The following is a 16,631-nucleotide window of genomic DNA, read 5'->3' as shown; positions in this document are numbered from 1 at the left end:
TCGTCTTTTTTGAGTGGCCGTTTCTGTAATTTTTCGACTTATTGCTACACTCATCATTCGACGTTCTTTCGCTTTTCTCGTAGCCGAGCTCATCTGCAAGCTCACATTCCATAACCTCCTGAAGAATGTCCTTGAACATATTTTTCATTGCTGTCATAACTTCATCTGTTGAGGTGAATTTCTGACTTCTTACAAATTCTCTCATCATTTCTGCCGGTACTTTTTCCATTAAAAAAACTTCCTTTCAAGCTTTAATTTTTCTGTTTCCATTATTGCTTGAAAGGAAGTCTATTATTCACTTTTACACAAACTTTTCGGCGGTCTCCACATACAGTCGGAAATATAAAATTCATTTTAAATTTAACTTTTCCGACCTTTCTTCCATAGATTTTTAATATAGTAGCATGTCCTAATTCATGTAATACAATGTTTATTAGTAAAAATAGGATACTTTGTACTATTTTTACTAAATTATTATCTATTTCATAATTTTTACTTACAAAAAATGTTATAAAATCAAAAACATATAAAACCAACGTTAAAAGCACAAAGAAGTACAAAAAATAATCAACAACGCGCATATTCATTTGTTTTAAGCCATAATTTACAAATTTGCTACTATGAAAATATTTATTATTTATTTTGTCTTTAATATAACTTCCATATTTAGGACTAGATATTATCTCATTTGTCTCATCATCTTTATACCAATAATTAATTTTCTTCATAATTTCATTTAATATATTGTTTTGTTATAAAATTAATTTTTTCTCTTACGAATGGTGCAAATTTATTAATATTCTCTTTTGAAAAAAATAACTTACATAGTTCACATGAGCTAACGATTTTATTTGGTAGTACGATATTTAGTTTTGTCCTTGCATACTCAATGAATGGAAACAATCCTTCTGTGCGTAATAGAAATAATAATCCGTTATTTTTTATATTATATAAAGTTTGTTGATAATTGTCTTCTTTGTAATCACCAACAGCTAAAGCGGTTTGAACCACACACTGATTACAGCAAGGATATATTTTTCCATCATATTTAACTACTAAATTTCCCTCATAACTGCAATTTAAGCATGTTTCACCAATATGGTACTTTATATAATCTATTTCTTTTAAATTTTTAACTGCTCCTCCAACCGGCAAAACAGGATATGCCATTATCCCAGCACATAAAACTTCTTCACCCAAATCGTTTATAAGATTTCCAATATTAGTATTCTGCTTTTTTATTATACCAATATTAATTGGTAACCCTACTATTTTACAGGCTTTAAGAATATTTTTAACACAATCTATAAAAATGTATTGTCTATGGAACTCATCATAACTAATACTCAGTCGTTTTAATCCAAATTTTTTTAAAACTTGAAGTTTTTCTATCGTTTCTTATAAATCATGACACCAAAAACAATTTGTTATGGTCGTTGCATTAAACCCCTTTTTAGTTGTATATTCTACTAACTCTAATAATAAATTATAATCCAAAAAAGGTTCTCCCCCTGTAAAGGAAATATTTCTTAAGTATTTATCGCCTACTGCAGAATCTATATATTTTTTAATAAAATTCACCTCTAAACTTTCATTACATTTTGGCGAGGACTCAAAGCAACATATACTGCAATTTGCATTACACTTTCTAAAAAGAGTTATTCCTAAAGTTGTGTATTTCATAATATAACTCATCTCCTTTTTATTTTGTTAAACAAAACGGTATTAACACCTAATAGAATCAGACAATTAAAAAATGGTATAATAATTGAAAGTAAATCACTATATTTTAATAATTGCTCTTTAAAATGATCTAATGTAAAATGAACAATAGTTCTACCACAATATTCAGACAACAAATATGTAGAAATACTGTTGCCATCTGCCGGATTTAATAAACCTAAAGTAAAAATATTTGCAACATTTAATATTATAAATAATCCATAAAATATTAAAACCGCTGAGATACTCTTTTTTACTAAAGTTGCTATTAGAATTGCTAAAAGTATTATGTATACAGTCGATAAATCAATAATAATAATTAATTTAAGTAAATATTGTATATCTGAATTTTTGTATATAAGATTGGCAATTATAAGCAATACGTCTATGAAAGGCAGTACAATGACACATAACAATGTAAACTTACATATTGTTTGTTTTGATAAACTATATCCTTGCTGTAAATAAAAATTAGTAATACCCTTGTCATAATCCTTGACAAAGGTGTGAATAAAAACGAATCCTAACATAAGATAGGTAAATTGGGTATACGCATTAAATACGCTTAACATTCCTATTTCCGGATTAGAATCACCGTAATATATACTGTTAAGTACTATTCCCAGTACACCAATTATAATAGTTAACAGAATTATAAAAAATATAGTATATGAATGTTTCAACCTATTTAATTCTAATAAAAATAGTTTTTTCAAAATCAAACACCACTTCCTAAATATTTCATTATTTTATCAACTGTAAATTCTTGCTTATACTCTTCAAATGCAGACTTTTTCTTATTCATTATAAAAACTCTGCCCCCCAAGGTTTTTACATCTTCAAAGTAATGTGATGTATTAAAAACTGTCACCTTCTCGCTTTGAGAGATTTTTTTTAGGTTATCTATAAGCAATAATCTGTTTTTTATATCTAAACCATTATTTGCCTCATCTAACACTAATATACTCTTTTGAGTAGATAAGGCACATAATATTTCTAACAATCTTCGCTCTCCTGTGCTTAGCAGTAAAATTTTAGAATCTTTCAAATTGAAAATATAATTATATATTTCCGGGAAAAAATTATGAACGTATATAATTTTTTCTTCATCAATAAAATTCAGAATATCAGCAACCAAAACTTCTTTTGGAATATTGATATAATCAGAAATCACAACAATATTATCTTTTATATTATCGCAAATTTTACCTCTTAGCGGTTTTACTTTTCCCATAAGCATTTTGTAAAAAGTTGATTTACCACAACCGTTTTCACCTATAATATTAATAATATCACCATTTTGAAAAGAAAAACAAACATTTTTATATTCCAGAGAACCATCACTAAATCCAAAATTGACATCTATCTCGTACATACGTTCAACTCCTTAAAATAATTTAAACTTTATACTGACACTACCATAATTTCTCGTCATTACTTATCTTTATAGTTATTTCGTAACAAATTTGATAGCTTCTTAAACGAGTTTTGATTATGATTATATGTAAATTTCAAATTCGAATTATATTAGCATTAATTAAATATAATTTAACCTATAAATATTTAAATATTTTACTAAATATGAATTATCTTCCTAAATGGTCATTTTTCTTCCTAAACGGTCAGTTTTTTCTATTAAATGCTATGTTTCATATAATTAACATTAATTTTTTAACATAAAAAAACAGGGGCGGATTACCGTCCCTGAAAGTAAAAATTTTTAATTAATATTCCCAGTTATGCCATACATTCTGGATATCATCATTATCCTCAAACATATCAAGCATTTTCTGCATTTTTGTTGCGCTTTCCTCGTCTTCCAACTTAGTGTAAGTACTTGGAACCATTTCGAGTTCAGCAGAAACAAACTGATAACCGAGCTTTTCAAGATCATCACGCACTGCGCTGAAATCATCAGGCTCAGTGTAAATTGTGAAAACATCTTCATCTGCTTCAAAGTCTGAAGCACCGCATTCAAGAGCGTCACTCATAACGGTATCTTCGTCCTTATCCAGGTCTTCACGTTCAATAACAAGTACACCTTTTTGAGAGAACATAAAGCTAACACAGCCCTGTGTGCCCATATTGCCACCGAATTTGTCGAAATAATGTCTTACTTCACCGGCAGTTCTGTTACGGTTGTCTGTAAGAGCCTCAACAATAACAGCCACACCGTTTGGTCCATAACCTTCATATGTAACTGACTCATAGTTTGTTGAGTCACTGTCGTTAGCAGCCTTTTTGATTATACGCTCAATATTATCATTAGGAACATTTGCTGCCTTAGCTTTAGCAATACAATCACGAAGCTTTGAGTTTACATTTGGGTCAGCGCTGCCGCCTGTTTTTATTGCAACAATCAGCTCTCTGCCGATTTTTGTAAATACCTTTGCTCTCGCTGCATCGTTCTTACCTTTTTTTTGTTTAATTGTACTCCATTTGTTATGTCCTGACATAAAATCATTCCTTTTAATTTAATACATCTTTATAATTATATCACAATAAAATATATTCTGTAAATACATAAATAACACAAATTTTAAAAATCACTTAAAATACATATATATCTGGCATTTTAATGTTCCGTTATAGGTTTTTCTGCGCTTATCGGCTTTTCTGCCGAATATCTTCTCAAAATCGTCATCCGGTGTAATAATCGTATAACTCTTTCCCTTTTCCTGTTTAAACTTCTTCCCCATTACGGCGTACAGTTCCTCAGCCTGGCGTATATCAAGCATACGTTCACCGTATGGCGGATTGGTAATCACAGACTGAAAACTTTTACTAAGCTCAAAATTACGAATATCTCGTTTAGAAAAACTTATTCTGTCGCCCACGCCGGCAATTTTGGCATTGTGTTCTGCAGTTTCAAGAGATAAATCATCTATATCAAAACCCTCAGCATGAAAACTGCAATCGGAACGAATCTGTGCGCGTGCTGCTTCTCTCTCTTGCAAAAAAGAAGGACTCGGAACACATCCCCACTTTTCGCATGAAAAATATCTGTTTAAGCCTGGGGCGATATTTAAGGCTTTTAGTGCAGACTCAATAAGAATTGTGCCGCTTCCGCACATAGGGTCAGTTACAAAATGGTTTTGCCTTACTCTTGAAAGCTCAGCCATTGCAGCTGCAAGTGTTTCTTTTATTGGGGCATCATTGGATTCGGCTCGATAACCGCGTTTGTGAAGGCCTGCACCTGATGTATCTAACATAATACTTGCTCTGTCATTAATAATTAGAAACTGAATTTGATGTATTGGTCCTGTTTCTTCAAACCACGACATTTTATAGTGCTCTGACAGTCTGGACACAACAGCCTTTTTTATTATTTTCTGACAGTCAGGAATGCTCTGAAGCTTTGAATTAAGGCTTCTGCCCTTAACAGGAAACGCATCATTTGTTCCGATAAAATTTTCCCAAGGAATGCTTTTTACACCCTCAAAAAGTGCATCAAAAGTTTGAACTTTAAACTCGGAAAGCAAAATTTGAATCCTCTCAGCATATCGGGAATTAATATTAGCCTTTGCAAGCGTATTAAAATCGCCCTTAAACAATACCCTGCCGTTTTCGGCAACAACATCTTTTATGCCGAGATATTTTAATTCATTTGCACAAATTCCCTCCAGTCCAAAAATACAAGGGGCAGAAAAATTTAGTGTCATACTTCCTCCATACATAAAGTCAGAAAAAGCCTCCCCCATAATGAGGGAGGCTCAGTAAATATTAAATCAGTTTAAATAACAATACAAGGAAACTAACTTACTCGGTTTCTGCCTCAAGCAAACCATAGTTACCGTCAGCACGCTTGTAAACAATATTAACACTGTCAGTTTCGGCATTTATGAACATAAAGAAATTATGGTTTACCATATTCATTTCAAGTATTGCCTCATCAACTGTAATCGGCTTTACGAGCACCTGCTTTTTACGAACAATCTTGTAGTCCTCTTCTGCCTCATCAATATCAGATTGACTGAAGAAATCTTCAATGCTGCCTGATTTAATTTTCTTTTCAAGACGTGTTTTGTTCTTGCGGATTTGACGCATAAGAATGTCAATTACTTTATCAAGAGCGTCATTCATCTCGCTCATTGTACTCTCGGCACGATAAATCATGCTGTTGTCTCGAATTGTGATTTCAACAGTCTGACGATTTTTTTCAAGTGTCACAACAACATTTGCCGAAGCATCAGTTGAAAAAAGTTTGTCAAATTTAGCAAGCTTCTTTTCAACTCTGTCTTTAAAATTGTCTTTGAGAGTAACTTTTCTTGCTGTGTAAGTAATTTTCATAATTTTGCCTCCTTTAAAGGAATTTGCTTTATCTTCTGCCGTTGCCGTTGCCTCTTCGGCTATAGCCACGACTTTCACCGCCTCGTTTGAGGTCCGACATCTTGTCTTCGCTGGTTTGCTTAAACTTTGACATCATATCTTCAAAACTTGTCGGGGCGTTTCTGCGCGAACTTTGCCACTCATAATCTCCGGGTGAAGTTACCGGAGGAGCAGGCTTATATGGTTGTCTGCTGCGCTGAGGTTTTGGCTGACGCTTTTGCTGGTCTTTTGGAAGAGCTTGTTTCATAGAAAGGCTTATCTTGTTGCCGTTAATTGCAAGCACTTTAACCTTTACTGTTTGTCCAACCTTTACGTAATCGCCGATTTCAGTAATGAACGTTGGCGCAACCTCTGAAATGTGAACCATTCCTGTTTTAGAATCAGGCAAGTCAACAAATGCACCAAATTTTGTAATTCCCGAAACCTTTCCCTCTAATATTGTTCCAACTTCTATTGCCATATAATAAAATTACCCCTTAAAAAATTTCTCTATCCTTTTATTCGCCTGAGACATTGATGAAAATGCGTTCTCCGTCGCTCACATAACCAAGCTCATCCTTAGCAATCTTCTCCATATATGCCGAAAGCTCATCATCCTTATAATTTTGAACCTTTTCAAGATATTTGGAGTTGATTTCAACAACGTTAATCTGCTGATTTAAGTCTTTTAACTGTTCCTTTTTCTCAGCAATTTTAACATTTTGATTTATTATAGTAATAACGGAGTAGAACATAAAACCAACAACTGCAAGTAAAAGAATAAGATAACGCAGCTTAAACCGTTTTTTCTCCGGTTTTATTTCTTTTAACTCTGTGTTTTCCAAACTTTGTTCTTTTGGTGATTCTTTTAGTTTTTGAACTTTTTCCTTCATAATCCTTCATAACCTTTTTATTATGTGCCGAGTCATCCGACTTGCTTCTAAATAATCTTAATTCACCATCTTTATTATACAATATCTTGTTAGTAATTTTCAATAGCCATTTAATAAATTTTTTAAAATTTGCAAAAATTATATGAAATAATTTCTTGGTAAACAGTATGACAGGACAATAAAGTTTTGACAGAAATTTACCGATTGTTAATCTGTAAGCTAAGAACCCGAGTGTTACGCCGATAAAAATATAAACTCTTACAAATCCAAGCAAAAATGCAAGTGAAAACAAAAACATTGAAAATGCGGAAACCAGCATAAAAATTATGTCGGTAATAATAACGGCAACTTTTCCAAAATCAAACGATAGCCGTAAAATTTTGAATGCACCGTATAAAGTCCCGAGTACAGAACCGAGCAGTATTGAATATAAAAAAGCAATTGATTGCTGGGCAAAAGTTAATTCCACAAAATCACCCTGTCACTTAAACAATCTTGAAAGTTTTGAGCGCGAATTATCGCTGCCGATATACTGCATAGCACATATTTTACCGTCTATGGTAACATCGCCCGTTTCAAGGTTAAGCTTATCAATATGTAAGTTTTCTCCCTTTATAATCATTGTGCCGCAGCTTGTCTTAACCGAGACTACCTCCTCGTTAAATCCGTTAACGTCCTCCGCACCGGTCATCACAAGTTTGGAACGACTGTCAAGCATAATGGTATGTTTCTTTGTTTTTGGCATTTCACCCATATCAATACCTCCGCATTTTTATTTTACCGAACATCGTCTGTAATCTGTTTGTGCAGCAAGATTTTAAAAGCCAATAGCACAAAATTTACGCAATATTCAGTACATATAATATATACGGTGACTTGGCTTAGAATATTCTAAAAAATAACTCTGCACCGCAATAGATTCGGTGCAGAGTTATCTAAATCAATCCAAGGTTAGACTTCCATTTTAATATTCGTTTTACAGATGCATCTATTTGGCTTTCAGAAATTTCGCCGTCTTTTACGGCTTTCAGCACGGCAGGATACTGCGTCTCTACATCGGAGCAACACAAAATATCATTCCCACATTTTGCTGCGATAACTGCGGCGGCCTCATTGCCGGTATAATCGGTTATTGCATCCATTGCAAGGTCATCGGTCATAATAACGCCATCAAAATTCAAGTCATTTCTTAAAATGCTGTGTACCTTATCCGACAGTGAAGCCGGATATTCGCTGTCCATTGAATTAACAATAATGTGAGCAACAAGAACACAGTCCGCTCCGGCATTGATACCTGCTGTAAAGGGCTTAAAGTCATTTTCTGTAAATTCAGAATAATCTCTGTCATCATATGCTATTCCCGTGTGTGTATCGGTTGCATTACCGTATCCGGGAAAGTGCTTTAATACAGTTCCGATTTTTTTATTCTTACTAATTTTTACAACTCTTTGGACATAATCAGAAGCTTTGTCAGCGTAACCGCTAAAAGATCTATAATACATAAAGGCATTTGGGTCAGAAGTTATGTCACAGTCAGGCGCCATATTTAAGTTAATTCCAAGTGACAAGAGCAAATCTGCCTTTTCCTCGGCATCGCTGTCAATTGCCTGCCATCCGCCACTGAAAAAGGTATCGCTCGGAGATAAGAACGGAGTGCTGCGTAGGTTAGTATTACTGCTTACCCTTACAACCGTGCCCCCCTCTTCATCAACACCAATTAACATTGGAATATTTGAAGCATCCTGATAACTTTTGATATTCTCTGTTATTTCCTCTTTAGTTTTATCCTCAAAATCTCTGCCGAACAAAATATATCCGCCAAGGTGATATTCAGAAATCATATTAACTGCATCGCTATCGGGACATCTTACATAAAACATTTGTCCAACCTTTTTCTCAACAGTCATCTCTGAAATCATTTTATCAATTTTACGATTTGCTGTTTCCTCGGCTGAGAGAGTTGTAGGCTCGACAGAATCAGTTTGTGAAGCCGTGGCTTCTGTTGCGGATTGCCCAGATTCTGACGATGTTTCATCATCTTTTGAGCACGAACATAATATAAAGAGTAATAAAACGGATAAAAAAACAGAAAGTGATTTATTTAATGATTTTTTCATAACCTTAACCGCCCAATTTTATATTTAGCTGAATCTTTTTATTGTAAAGTAAGCTAATTATAATTGTACAATTCACATTTACAATTTGTCAATAAAAAAGCTCCCATAAAGGGAGCAAAAACAAAATTATTTTAAAATCAGTTGAATTACGCTGTTACGGTCAATTTGGAGAACAAACGAAACCTCATCGCAAACCATTTTTTCTGCCTCTTTAAGTATTCTCTCATCCGAAATATGAAGTCTTTTGCCATGAGAATACTGCTGTACTTCATGAATATGTATAAGTCTGATAAGTTTAACAAGCTCTAAAAAATCCGCACTTGCGATTATTCCCTTAAAATTTTCAGCTCGTTCGAATTTATTATTGTTCCATTCATCACATTCGGGAAGATTTTCAAGTACATTCTTAATCTCATCTTCGGTAAGTACATAACGAATTTTACTTACAAGCTGTTCGTTATGTGTTGGGACAAAAAGCGTGGACGTATTAGAACACAAAGGCTTTAACACATAATATTCCAAGCTAATCTTGCCAACCTTTTTTGTTGTTATATCAGTTATATTGCATACACCATTCGTTCCATAAAGGACAGTTTGTCCAATACTGTACATTTCATTACCTCTTTTATCGTTATTCAATCTATTGATTATATTATAACACAAATCGGTATTTTTCGACATAGGCAAATTAACTAAATCTTTTTATTTTTTCTGTTTAAAAAAATCCAATGACAAACTGATATGCAAACAAAAAAACAAGCATGTTTATTTTATAATAATCTGACACATTTTCATTGTATCAATAGCAGAATTATGTGTTTTGGGTGTAACTCCGGCACAACAATGTGAGTCAACAGAGATTTCATTCTCATAAAATGCTGCTTTTAATATCAAAGCATTTGAAACAACACAAATATCGGTACACAGCCCAATAAGTTCTATGGTAAAATCTTCATTACAAGCAGCTTTTTGTATAAGGTTAGGAAGCTTGGTTGAACCGAATGTTAACTTTTCAACCGTCACATAGTTTTTACCATTAAGTGCATCAATAATTTTTTTGTTAAGATTCCAACCGTCGGTCCCTTTTATACAGTGTTTAATAGGTAAGTTCTTCCCCTCTAAAGTTTGCAGATAATTGTCATAATGTGTATCAAGCGTCACAAATATCTCACCGTCAAAAGTCTTGATTTTTTTATCAACATTATCAACTATTGAAACAGCCTCACTTGTGCCAAGCGCGCCATCAATAAAATCATTTTGCATATCTACAACAACTAAAAACTTTTTCATATCTTGCCAATCCTCTTAATCCGTAACTTTTTTGATAAATTGATATATTGTTCAAATAAATTAAATCTGAATTTAAACTTTAAATATGCATTCGATATTAATATCGGAACAATAAAAAATACTACTTTAGATCAATATAATAGCATAAACACTTAGATTCACTAAATCAATTAAAATATATTATATATTAAAACACAATTGGATTATTGAAAATAATAAAAGTAAATAGTATAATTTAAGTAATATTTTTAATAAATTAAACCTAACCATTAAATAGTAACCTGGAAGTGAGTGATAAATTTGATAAATAAAAACAACAAATTTATAAAAGAAATACAGTATTCTATTGTGTTGATAATCATATACTTTATATTAGTTATACTCGCTAATATACTATCCGACAGAATAATAAAAATACCTAATAGTATAAATGCATTAGTAGAAATAATTTTTCCCATAATTGTTATAACATTGTTAAAAAGGAAAAAATTACTTTCTTATTATGGTATAAATAGTTTGAAAAAACTTGAATTTAAAAATTTACTTTATTTTATTCCTATGATTATAATTTCGTTAGTTAATTTAGGATTTGGTATATACATAAATTATTCGTGTCTACAAATACTATTAATTTCCATAGCAATGTTAGGTGTAGGTTTTTCTGAAGAAATATTATTTCGTGGATTTTTAATGAAAGCAATAATGAATAAAAATCCTAAAGTTGCTATTTTATTACCAAGCATAATTTTTGGAATAATTCATATTACAAATTTATTTAGTGGTTCAAATATAGTGATGACCACATTACAAGTTATTTATGCAACTTTTTTTGCTTTAATGTGTTCAATGTTTTTTTATAAAACGAATAATATTATACCTTGTATGATATGCCATAGTATAACAAATATAACATATACTTTTTTACCAAATAATTTATCAATAGAATATCAATGCATAGGATGTATCTCAATGATAATTTCATCTGTATTTTATACATGGTATTTATATAAAACTAAAAAAATCTTGGTAAAAATTGTTTAACAAATAACAATTCATTAAGTAGTTCAAAAACGGTTTGTATTTTTGACTAATATAATATATAAAGCAATTCGAATAATAATGACTTAGAATTGTCTTTTTATTTTTAAAAGACTTCCCACTTAATTGCTTTAATCTGAATTAATATCAGCACAATAAAAAATACCACTCTAAATTAATAGAGTGGTATGGAGCGGATGATGGGAATCGAACCACTTCCAAATATATTCTTTAAATTTAGTCAAAAAGTATATTGGAGTGTCTTGTGTCACACTTTATGTCAAAAAATAATGTCGATTTTTTAATAAATAATAATTTTTATTTACAAGTTTGTGATATAATTTAAAATATATTACAAAAAGGAAGTGCTTACATTGTATTCTGCTCACAAGCTCCCTTCCGGCAATTATCGTGTAAGGGTTTTAAATTATGTAGACATCAATAACAAAAGACATTTCAAAAGCTTCACAGCTCCAACTCCACAGGAAGCTGAAGATAAAGCCAAAGAATTTGAAATTAATAACGAAAAGAAAATCAATAATAATCCATATAGCGAGCTTACACTCAAAGAAGCATATCAACGCTATATTAATTGCAAATCATCTATACTTTCGCCATCAACAATAGTTGGTTACAAAAGATACTTAAAAAATTATTTTCAGGATATTATGCCTTTACCTCTTAAATGCTTAAATCAGGAAATAATACAAATTGCAGTTAATGAAATGTCGGCGAACCACTCCCCTAAATTGGTAAGAAACGCATACAGTTTATTATCTTCAGTTTTGTCGATGTATTATCCATCACTTAAACCTAATATAAGATTACCACAGAAAATATCACCTGAATATGTAATTCCTACAACAGCTGACATTAAACGCTACTAAAAAATGCTAATGATTTTATCAGAATACCTATTATGTTAGCGGCTTTTGGCTCATTAAGACGTTCAGAGGTATGTGCACTAACTCGCAAGGATGTTACCGATGAAGGAGTAATCGTTAATAAAGCTGCTGTTTATGATGAAAATCATAACGTTGTAATTAAATCGCCAAAAACCAAAGCAGGACGTAGATTTGTCCCCATGTCAACTCAAATGCTCGAAGAAATTAAGAATTGGAAACATTTTAACTGTACTCCGGCTATGATTGATTCTTCATTCAACAAACTTGTAAAGAATTCTAATGTTCCGAAATTTAGTTTTCATAAATTAAGGCACTACTTTGCGTCAGAGTTGCACGCACAAGGTCTGCCGGACAAAGAAATCGCACGAATCGGAGGTTGGGAAACATTGGACACGCTACATAATTTTTATCAACACTCAATGAGGGACAAGCAGAAAGAGTTTGATGATAAAGTAGTTAAGATATTCAGCGACAATCTAAATATAGAATAATTAGGAAAATACCGATTGCACTTGCAGTCGGTTATTTTATTATAATAACCCTGTTGGGATAGAAAGGAAGAGATATTTTTGAAACAAATAAAAGAAAAAGTGGTCATCTTTGCATTAGTAATTTACGAGGTTATTGCCTTTGCAGTATCCGTTTCTATAATAATAAATAACCGAGTATTTGGTAATATATATAATATTTTAACGATAGGTATTATGCTATTGGCAATAACCTTTGGAATTGTGGCATTCATATCTCTAATTAAGTATTACAAATTCACAAAAAAGTGGGATAACGATAGAATTACACAAGTAATAATATTGGTACTTGCGTGTATTATTGCAACACTAACTATATTAAGCTGGTTTGTCATTATTAAGTACAAATTAATTTAATTGCATTCAATTGAACCGATTGCAGTAGCAGTCGGTTTTAATATTATAAAGTGGACAAATTGTCCACAAAATGAAAGGATTAGATTATATGGAAAAGAACAAAAACACAAAAATCATCGCAATCGCAAACGAAAAAGGCGGCGTTGCTAAAACCACATCGGCAATAAATATTGCCGCAGGTCTGTCGGACAGAGGAAAGAATGTACTTCTCGTTGATATGGACAGCCAAGCTCACTTGAGTGACTGGCTTGATTTCTCGTTTGACGGAAAACCTACTATCAGCGAGTACATATATCAGACGGTTGCAAAATTCAAAACAAACCCGGAAGATTATATCAGGCACAACGGCAAATTAAATCTTGATTTTATTCCTGCAACACAAATGCTTGCCGGCGTTGTAACAACGCTCGGAGTTGATTCAGAGAGTGCAACTGTTCTGAACCGTATGTTCTCTGTTGATTTTTTCAATAAGTATGATTTCATAATTATTGACTGCGGTCCGACGCTTGATTTAAGAGTAACAAATGCTATAATCTGTGCAGATATTCTGCTAATTCCGGTTCAGGCTGACCCTCTTGCTTACAAAGGAACGGATAATATGCTCAAAACTTATCTGCGAATTAAGTCTACTGCAAGCATTGATAGTGATGTTATTATCCTGCCAACGATGTATCATAACACAAACATTGGCAATGAGATATTGGCTGCGCTTACTTCAAGCTACGGCAAGCTTGTTTTATCTCCTATTCCCTATCGCACAACCGCAGTAAACAGTTCAGCTCAAAAGAGCATATTAATTAAACGCAAAAGTGATGAAGTAGGCAAAGCTTATATGCAAGTTGTAGATTACCTGATTGGCGGTGACAAAAATGAGTAAATTCAACATTCCGGTACAGAACATACCTTCGGTAGAAACTGCATATGCAAATGTATTTGGCAAAGATACGGACAATCAGATTTTCGACATTCCAAATGAAAAAATCGTTGAAAACAACAATCAAAATTTCAAAATTCACGATGATACGATAGAACAACTTGCTGAGGAAATCGCAAGAGACGGACAATTAAGTCCGTGCATAGTTACTCCTATTACTGATGGGAAATATGAACTTATTGACGGCAGACACCGTCGTAGGGCGGTAATCCTTGCAGGTTTGCCAACAACCAAATGTATCATTAAACACGATCTCGACGATACTGCTAAGGCAACAATTCGGTTAACGACAAATTTAATTCGCAACAACAATTATTTACCAAGTGAACTTGCATTTGCATATAAAGAGCTTGCCGAGCTTAGAAATAACGATATGTCTAAAATATCGAGTGAAACCAATCAGAGCAAGAAAAAAATATACAGATATATCAGACTGACTAAGCTTATTAAGCCCTTGCTCGACAGAGTTGACAATGGCAATATTCCGATAATAGCAGCTGTTGAGTTGTCATATCTTACGCAAGAACAGCAAAACAGATTGTTTTCTTTTCTGCTCAATCATTCAGAATGTAAGATTACTACTCAGCTTGCAAGAGAAATTAAAGAATCCCCCGATAATTTATACGAGATATTTTTTGCCGAAGATGATGAAGAAAATTTTGAAACTGATGTGGACAATTTGTCCACCAAGGAAACCGACACCCAAAGGCAAGTGGACAATTTGTCCACCAACGAGTCAGAGGGGATACAATTATCAAGCGGTTGCTACGAATATTTATCAAGCGATGAGCGTTCAATTATTGCAGAATTTATCATTGAGAAAACAAAAGCTGATTATTATATTCTTCGTTACGCATATAACTCACAAGAGATAATCAAACTGTTTGACGATTATCACAAGTCGTATTCATCGGGTGTTTCACGTTCGTTTACTTATGAATGGCATTGTCGCTCGGCAAGCAAGGCATTAAAGCTTGTTTTTGGCGGCAAAACATACCTGATACCGTACAAAGTTGTCGAAGAAATCACAAGACTATATATCAGAGAGTATTCTATTGATAAAATCAAAACAATAATAGGGGACAAAAAATGAAAGTAACTTCAGTAAAAATTAGATATATTCAAAATAGTCACATATTCTGCATTGCCTCAGTTACACTTGATAATCAACTAATTATTAATGACATAAAGATTTATCGTGATAATGAGGAATATGTAATTCGGTTACCAAACTCAAGGCATGCAGAAAGAAATAATCAATATAGTATTGTTCCAAATAAAGAATTATTTAATTCTTTATATTTTTCAATAATAAATAAAATCATCAATTAAGAGGAGATTGTAAATGAATAAAAGTAAATTTATAGCAATTATAGCATCAGTAATTATTGCAACAGCAATCATAACTTCAATCGCTTCATCAATGATAACAGCTTCAATTGTGACAAATAAAATTGAAAACGACTATGATTCAAGCACACCGGCAACTAACACAAGTATTGAAAATGAAAGCAGTATTAATACAATCAGTTCGACAAATAAAAAAGAAACTTCAACAGCAAGTCAGTACAATTCAACCGATAGTACTCCTACCCAATCAATTGAACGTGCAACTGATGAAGATGGTAATTATTATGATCCAATTTATAACTCCGAAACGGATAAGAATGGTAATCAAGTAATTCCAATTTATAGATAAGTATGAAAAAGGCAATTAAAATCGTATCTTTTGTACTCATTATATGCGGATTGTCTATTATTATATTTATAATGTTATCAACTATTATCTATAAAGGAACTGTTTCATCTCAAATTAATGAGTTTAAGCAATTAAGAGACAGTGTATTAAATGATAAAAATAATAATGGAAATTATTATTCTGACGATAACGACAACAGAAAAAAAACAACAAACAATAATGCAGTGTCATATAAAATTGATTTAGATAAACTCTATACCGACAGCATTAATTATAATAAAAACTTGGTTGCCCATCAAAGAGAGCTTTTAAAAGATACATCTTATGAAGTACCCGCCCTAAACCTTAAAAACTATGGCATTGAAAATAATATTTATGGCTATTTATCTGCACCTACAATAAATATGGAATTGGCAATATATCTTGGAGCAAGTGAACAAAATATGAGCTATGGTGCAACTCATATGACGTATACATCTCTTCCACTTGGAGGAGAAAGTACGAATTGTGTAATCTCTGCACACTCAGGCTATATAGGGAGATTGTTTTTTGATAATATTGTTTATCTTTCTGTTGGTGATCAAGTTTCAGTTACAAATTATTGGAGTACATTAACATACGAAGTGAAAGATTTAAAAATACTAAAAGATTATCAATCCGGTGATTGCTATATAAAAAGTGGAAAGGATATGTTAACTCTTATTACTTGTATTTCAGACAACAAAGGCGGATTCAACAGATATTATGTTATTTGCGAACGTTATAAATAACAAAAACAAAAGGACAAGATTATGTATGAACTGCTCCAAATTGTACGGACAGTACAAAAACAGACCAAATG

At 32.4% G+C, this 16,631-nt stretch carries 25 protein-coding genes; 9 read left to right on the top strand and 16 right to left on the bottom strand.

The window, feature by feature from the left end; genetic code table 11:
- The 16 genes from BLP46_RS11685 to BLP46_RS11610 all read right to left on the bottom strand — a co-directional run.
- Positions 1-229 (bottom strand): transposase (locus BLP46_RS11685; RefSeq protein WP_207645241.1); only part of this gene is annotated, 229 nt, incomplete at its 3' end.
- Positions 230-269: 40 nt separating this feature from the next.
- Positions 270-728: a hypothetical protein gene (locus BLP46_RS11680; protein WP_092979144.1), complete on the bottom strand. Its 459-nt coding sequence runs from the start codon at positions 726-728 to the stop codon at positions 270-272.
- A gap of 4 nt (positions 729-732) precedes the next feature.
- Entirely contained in the window at positions 733-1,200 is a 468-nt protein-coding gene (locus tag BLP46_RS11675) for a hypothetical protein (RefSeq protein WP_143000496.1), read from the bottom strand.
- 198 nt (positions 1,201-1,398) lie between these two features.
- Positions 1,399-1,683, bottom strand: a complete 285-nt coding sequence (locus BLP46_RS11670) for a radical SAM protein (RefSeq protein ID WP_167669266.1) — start codon at positions 1,681-1,683, stop codon at positions 1,399-1,401.
- An 8-nt stretch (positions 1,684-1,691) separates the two neighbouring features.
- Positions 1,692-2,444, bottom strand: coding sequence for a hypothetical protein (locus BLP46_RS11665; RefSeq protein ID WP_092979139.1), 753 nt, complete (start codon positions 2,442-2,444; stop codon positions 1,692-1,694).
- Positions 2,441-3,097, bottom strand: a complete 657-nt coding sequence (locus BLP46_RS11660) for an ATP-binding cassette domain-containing protein (RefSeq protein WP_092979137.1) — start codon at positions 3,095-3,097, stop codon at positions 2,441-2,443. The genes BLP46_RS11665 and BLP46_RS11660 overlap by 4 nt, the downstream gene beginning before the upstream one ends.
- 349 nt (positions 3,098-3,446) lie before the next feature.
- On the bottom strand, positions 3,447-4,178 hold the full coding sequence (locus tag BLP46_RS11655) for a YebC/PmpR family DNA-binding transcriptional regulator (RefSeq protein WP_092979135.1): 732 nt from the start codon (positions 4,176-4,178) through the stop codon (positions 3,447-3,449).
- 90 nt (positions 4,179-4,268) lie between these two features.
- Positions 4,269-5,384, bottom strand: coding sequence for a THUMP domain-containing class I SAM-dependent RNA methyltransferase (locus BLP46_RS11650; RefSeq protein WP_092979133.1), 1,116 nt, complete (start codon positions 5,382-5,384; stop codon positions 4,269-4,271).
- A 97-nt stretch (positions 5,385-5,481) separates the two neighbouring features.
- On the bottom strand, positions 5,482-6,012 hold the full coding sequence (gene hpf, locus BLP46_RS11645; protein WP_092979131.1) for a ribosome hibernation-promoting factor, HPF/YfiA family: 531 nt from the start codon (positions 6,010-6,012) through the stop codon (positions 5,482-5,484).
- Between the two features lie 28 nt (positions 6,013-6,040).
- Positions 6,041-6,511 carry a S1 RNA-binding domain-containing protein gene (locus BLP46_RS11640; RefSeq protein WP_092979129.1) on the bottom strand — a complete coding sequence of 157 codons (471 nt, stop codon included), beginning with the start codon at positions 6,509-6,511 and terminating at the stop codon, positions 6,041-6,043.
- A 37-nt stretch (positions 6,512-6,548) separates the two neighbouring features.
- Complete coding sequence (locus BLP46_RS13385; RefSeq protein ID WP_092979127.1) at positions 6,549-6,923, bottom strand: FtsB family cell division protein; 375 nt, start codon at positions 6,921-6,923, stop codon at positions 6,549-6,551.
- Positions 6,826-7,392: a spore cortex biosynthesis protein YabQ gene (gene yabQ / locus BLP46_RS13505; protein ID WP_092979125.1), complete on the bottom strand. Its 567-nt coding sequence runs from the start codon at positions 7,390-7,392 to the stop codon at positions 6,826-6,828. Before yabQ ends, BLP46_RS13385 begins: the two co-directional genes overlap by 98 nt.
- A gap of 12 nt (positions 7,393-7,404) precedes the next feature.
- Positions 7,405-7,677, bottom strand: a complete 273-nt coding sequence (yabP, locus tag BLP46_RS11625) for a sporulation protein YabP (RefSeq protein WP_092979123.1) — start codon at positions 7,675-7,677, stop codon at positions 7,405-7,407.
- Between the two features lie 181 nt (positions 7,678-7,858).
- Positions 7,859-9,040: a glycoside hydrolase family 3 N-terminal domain-containing protein gene (locus BLP46_RS11620; RefSeq protein WP_092979121.1), complete on the bottom strand. Its 1,182-nt coding sequence runs from the start codon at positions 9,038-9,040 to the stop codon at positions 7,859-7,861.
- Between the two features lie 126 nt (positions 9,041-9,166).
- Complete coding sequence (locus BLP46_RS11615) at positions 9,167-9,652, bottom strand: CarD family transcriptional regulator (protein ID WP_167669264.1); 486 nt, start codon at positions 9,650-9,652, stop codon at positions 9,167-9,169.
- Between the two features lie 153 nt (positions 9,653-9,805).
- Positions 9,806-10,330, bottom strand: a complete 525-nt coding sequence (locus tag BLP46_RS11610; protein ID WP_092979117.1) for a cysteine hydrolase family protein — start codon at positions 10,328-10,330, stop codon at positions 9,806-9,808.
- Positions 10,331-10,846: 516 nt separating this feature from the next.
- On the opposite strand from BLP46_RS11610, the gene BLP46_RS11605 reads away from it, so the two are divergent.
- The 9 genes from BLP46_RS11605 (at position 10,847) to BLP46_RS11565 (ending at position 16,560) form a co-directional block, all read left to right on the top strand.
- A complete protein-coding gene (locus BLP46_RS11605; RefSeq protein WP_143000494.1) occupies positions 10,847-11,371 on the top strand; it encodes a CPBP family intramembrane glutamic endopeptidase in 525 nt (174 codons plus the stop codon).
- Between the two features lie 371 nt (positions 11,372-11,742).
- Entirely contained in the window at positions 11,743-12,255 is a 513-nt protein-coding gene (locus BLP46_RS11600) for a hypothetical protein (protein WP_092979114.1), read from the top strand.
- Positions 12,256-12,287: 32 nt separating this feature from the next.
- Complete coding sequence (locus BLP46_RS11595) at positions 12,288-12,764, top strand: site-specific integrase (protein WP_092979112.1); 477 nt, start codon at positions 12,288-12,290, stop codon at positions 12,762-12,764.
- A gap of 78 nt (positions 12,765-12,842) precedes the next feature.
- Positions 12,843-13,157: a hypothetical protein gene (locus BLP46_RS11590; RefSeq protein WP_092979111.1), complete on the top strand. Its 315-nt coding sequence runs from the start codon at positions 12,843-12,845 to the stop codon at positions 13,155-13,157.
- Between the two features lie 88 nt (positions 13,158-13,245).
- Positions 13,246-14,034, top strand: a complete 789-nt coding sequence (locus BLP46_RS11585) for a ParA family protein (protein WP_167669263.1) — start codon at positions 13,246-13,248, stop codon at positions 14,032-14,034.
- Complete coding sequence (locus BLP46_RS11580) at positions 14,027-15,184, top strand: ParB/RepB/Spo0J family partition protein (RefSeq protein ID WP_092979109.1); 1,158 nt, start codon at positions 14,027-14,029, stop codon at positions 15,182-15,184. Before BLP46_RS11585 ends, BLP46_RS11580 begins: the two co-directional genes overlap by 8 nt.
- Positions 15,181-15,423: a septation protein SpoVG family protein gene (locus tag BLP46_RS11575; protein WP_092979108.1), complete on the top strand. Its 243-nt coding sequence runs from the start codon at positions 15,181-15,183 to the stop codon at positions 15,421-15,423. Before BLP46_RS11580 ends, BLP46_RS11575 begins: the two co-directional genes overlap by 4 nt.
- 13 nt (positions 15,424-15,436) lie before the next feature.
- Positions 15,437-15,790, top strand: a complete 354-nt coding sequence (locus BLP46_RS11570) for a hypothetical protein (RefSeq protein WP_092979106.1) — start codon at positions 15,437-15,439, stop codon at positions 15,788-15,790.
- Between the two features lie 2 nt (positions 15,791-15,792).
- Entirely contained in the window at positions 15,793-16,560 is a 768-nt protein-coding gene (locus BLP46_RS11565) for a class C sortase (RefSeq protein WP_092979105.1), read from the top strand.
- Positions 16,561-16,631: the final 71 nt, after the last annotated feature.

Origin of the sequence: Ruminococcus sp. YE282 (genome assembly GCA_900101355.1) — a bacterium.
GTDB classification, from domain to species: domain Bacteria; phylum Bacillota; class Clostridia; order Oscillospirales; family Acutalibacteraceae; genus Ruminococcoides; species Ruminococcoides bromii_A.
The sequence above is the reverse complement of the archived record's forward strand: the minus strand, read 5'-3'. Positions and strand labels throughout refer to the sequence as shown.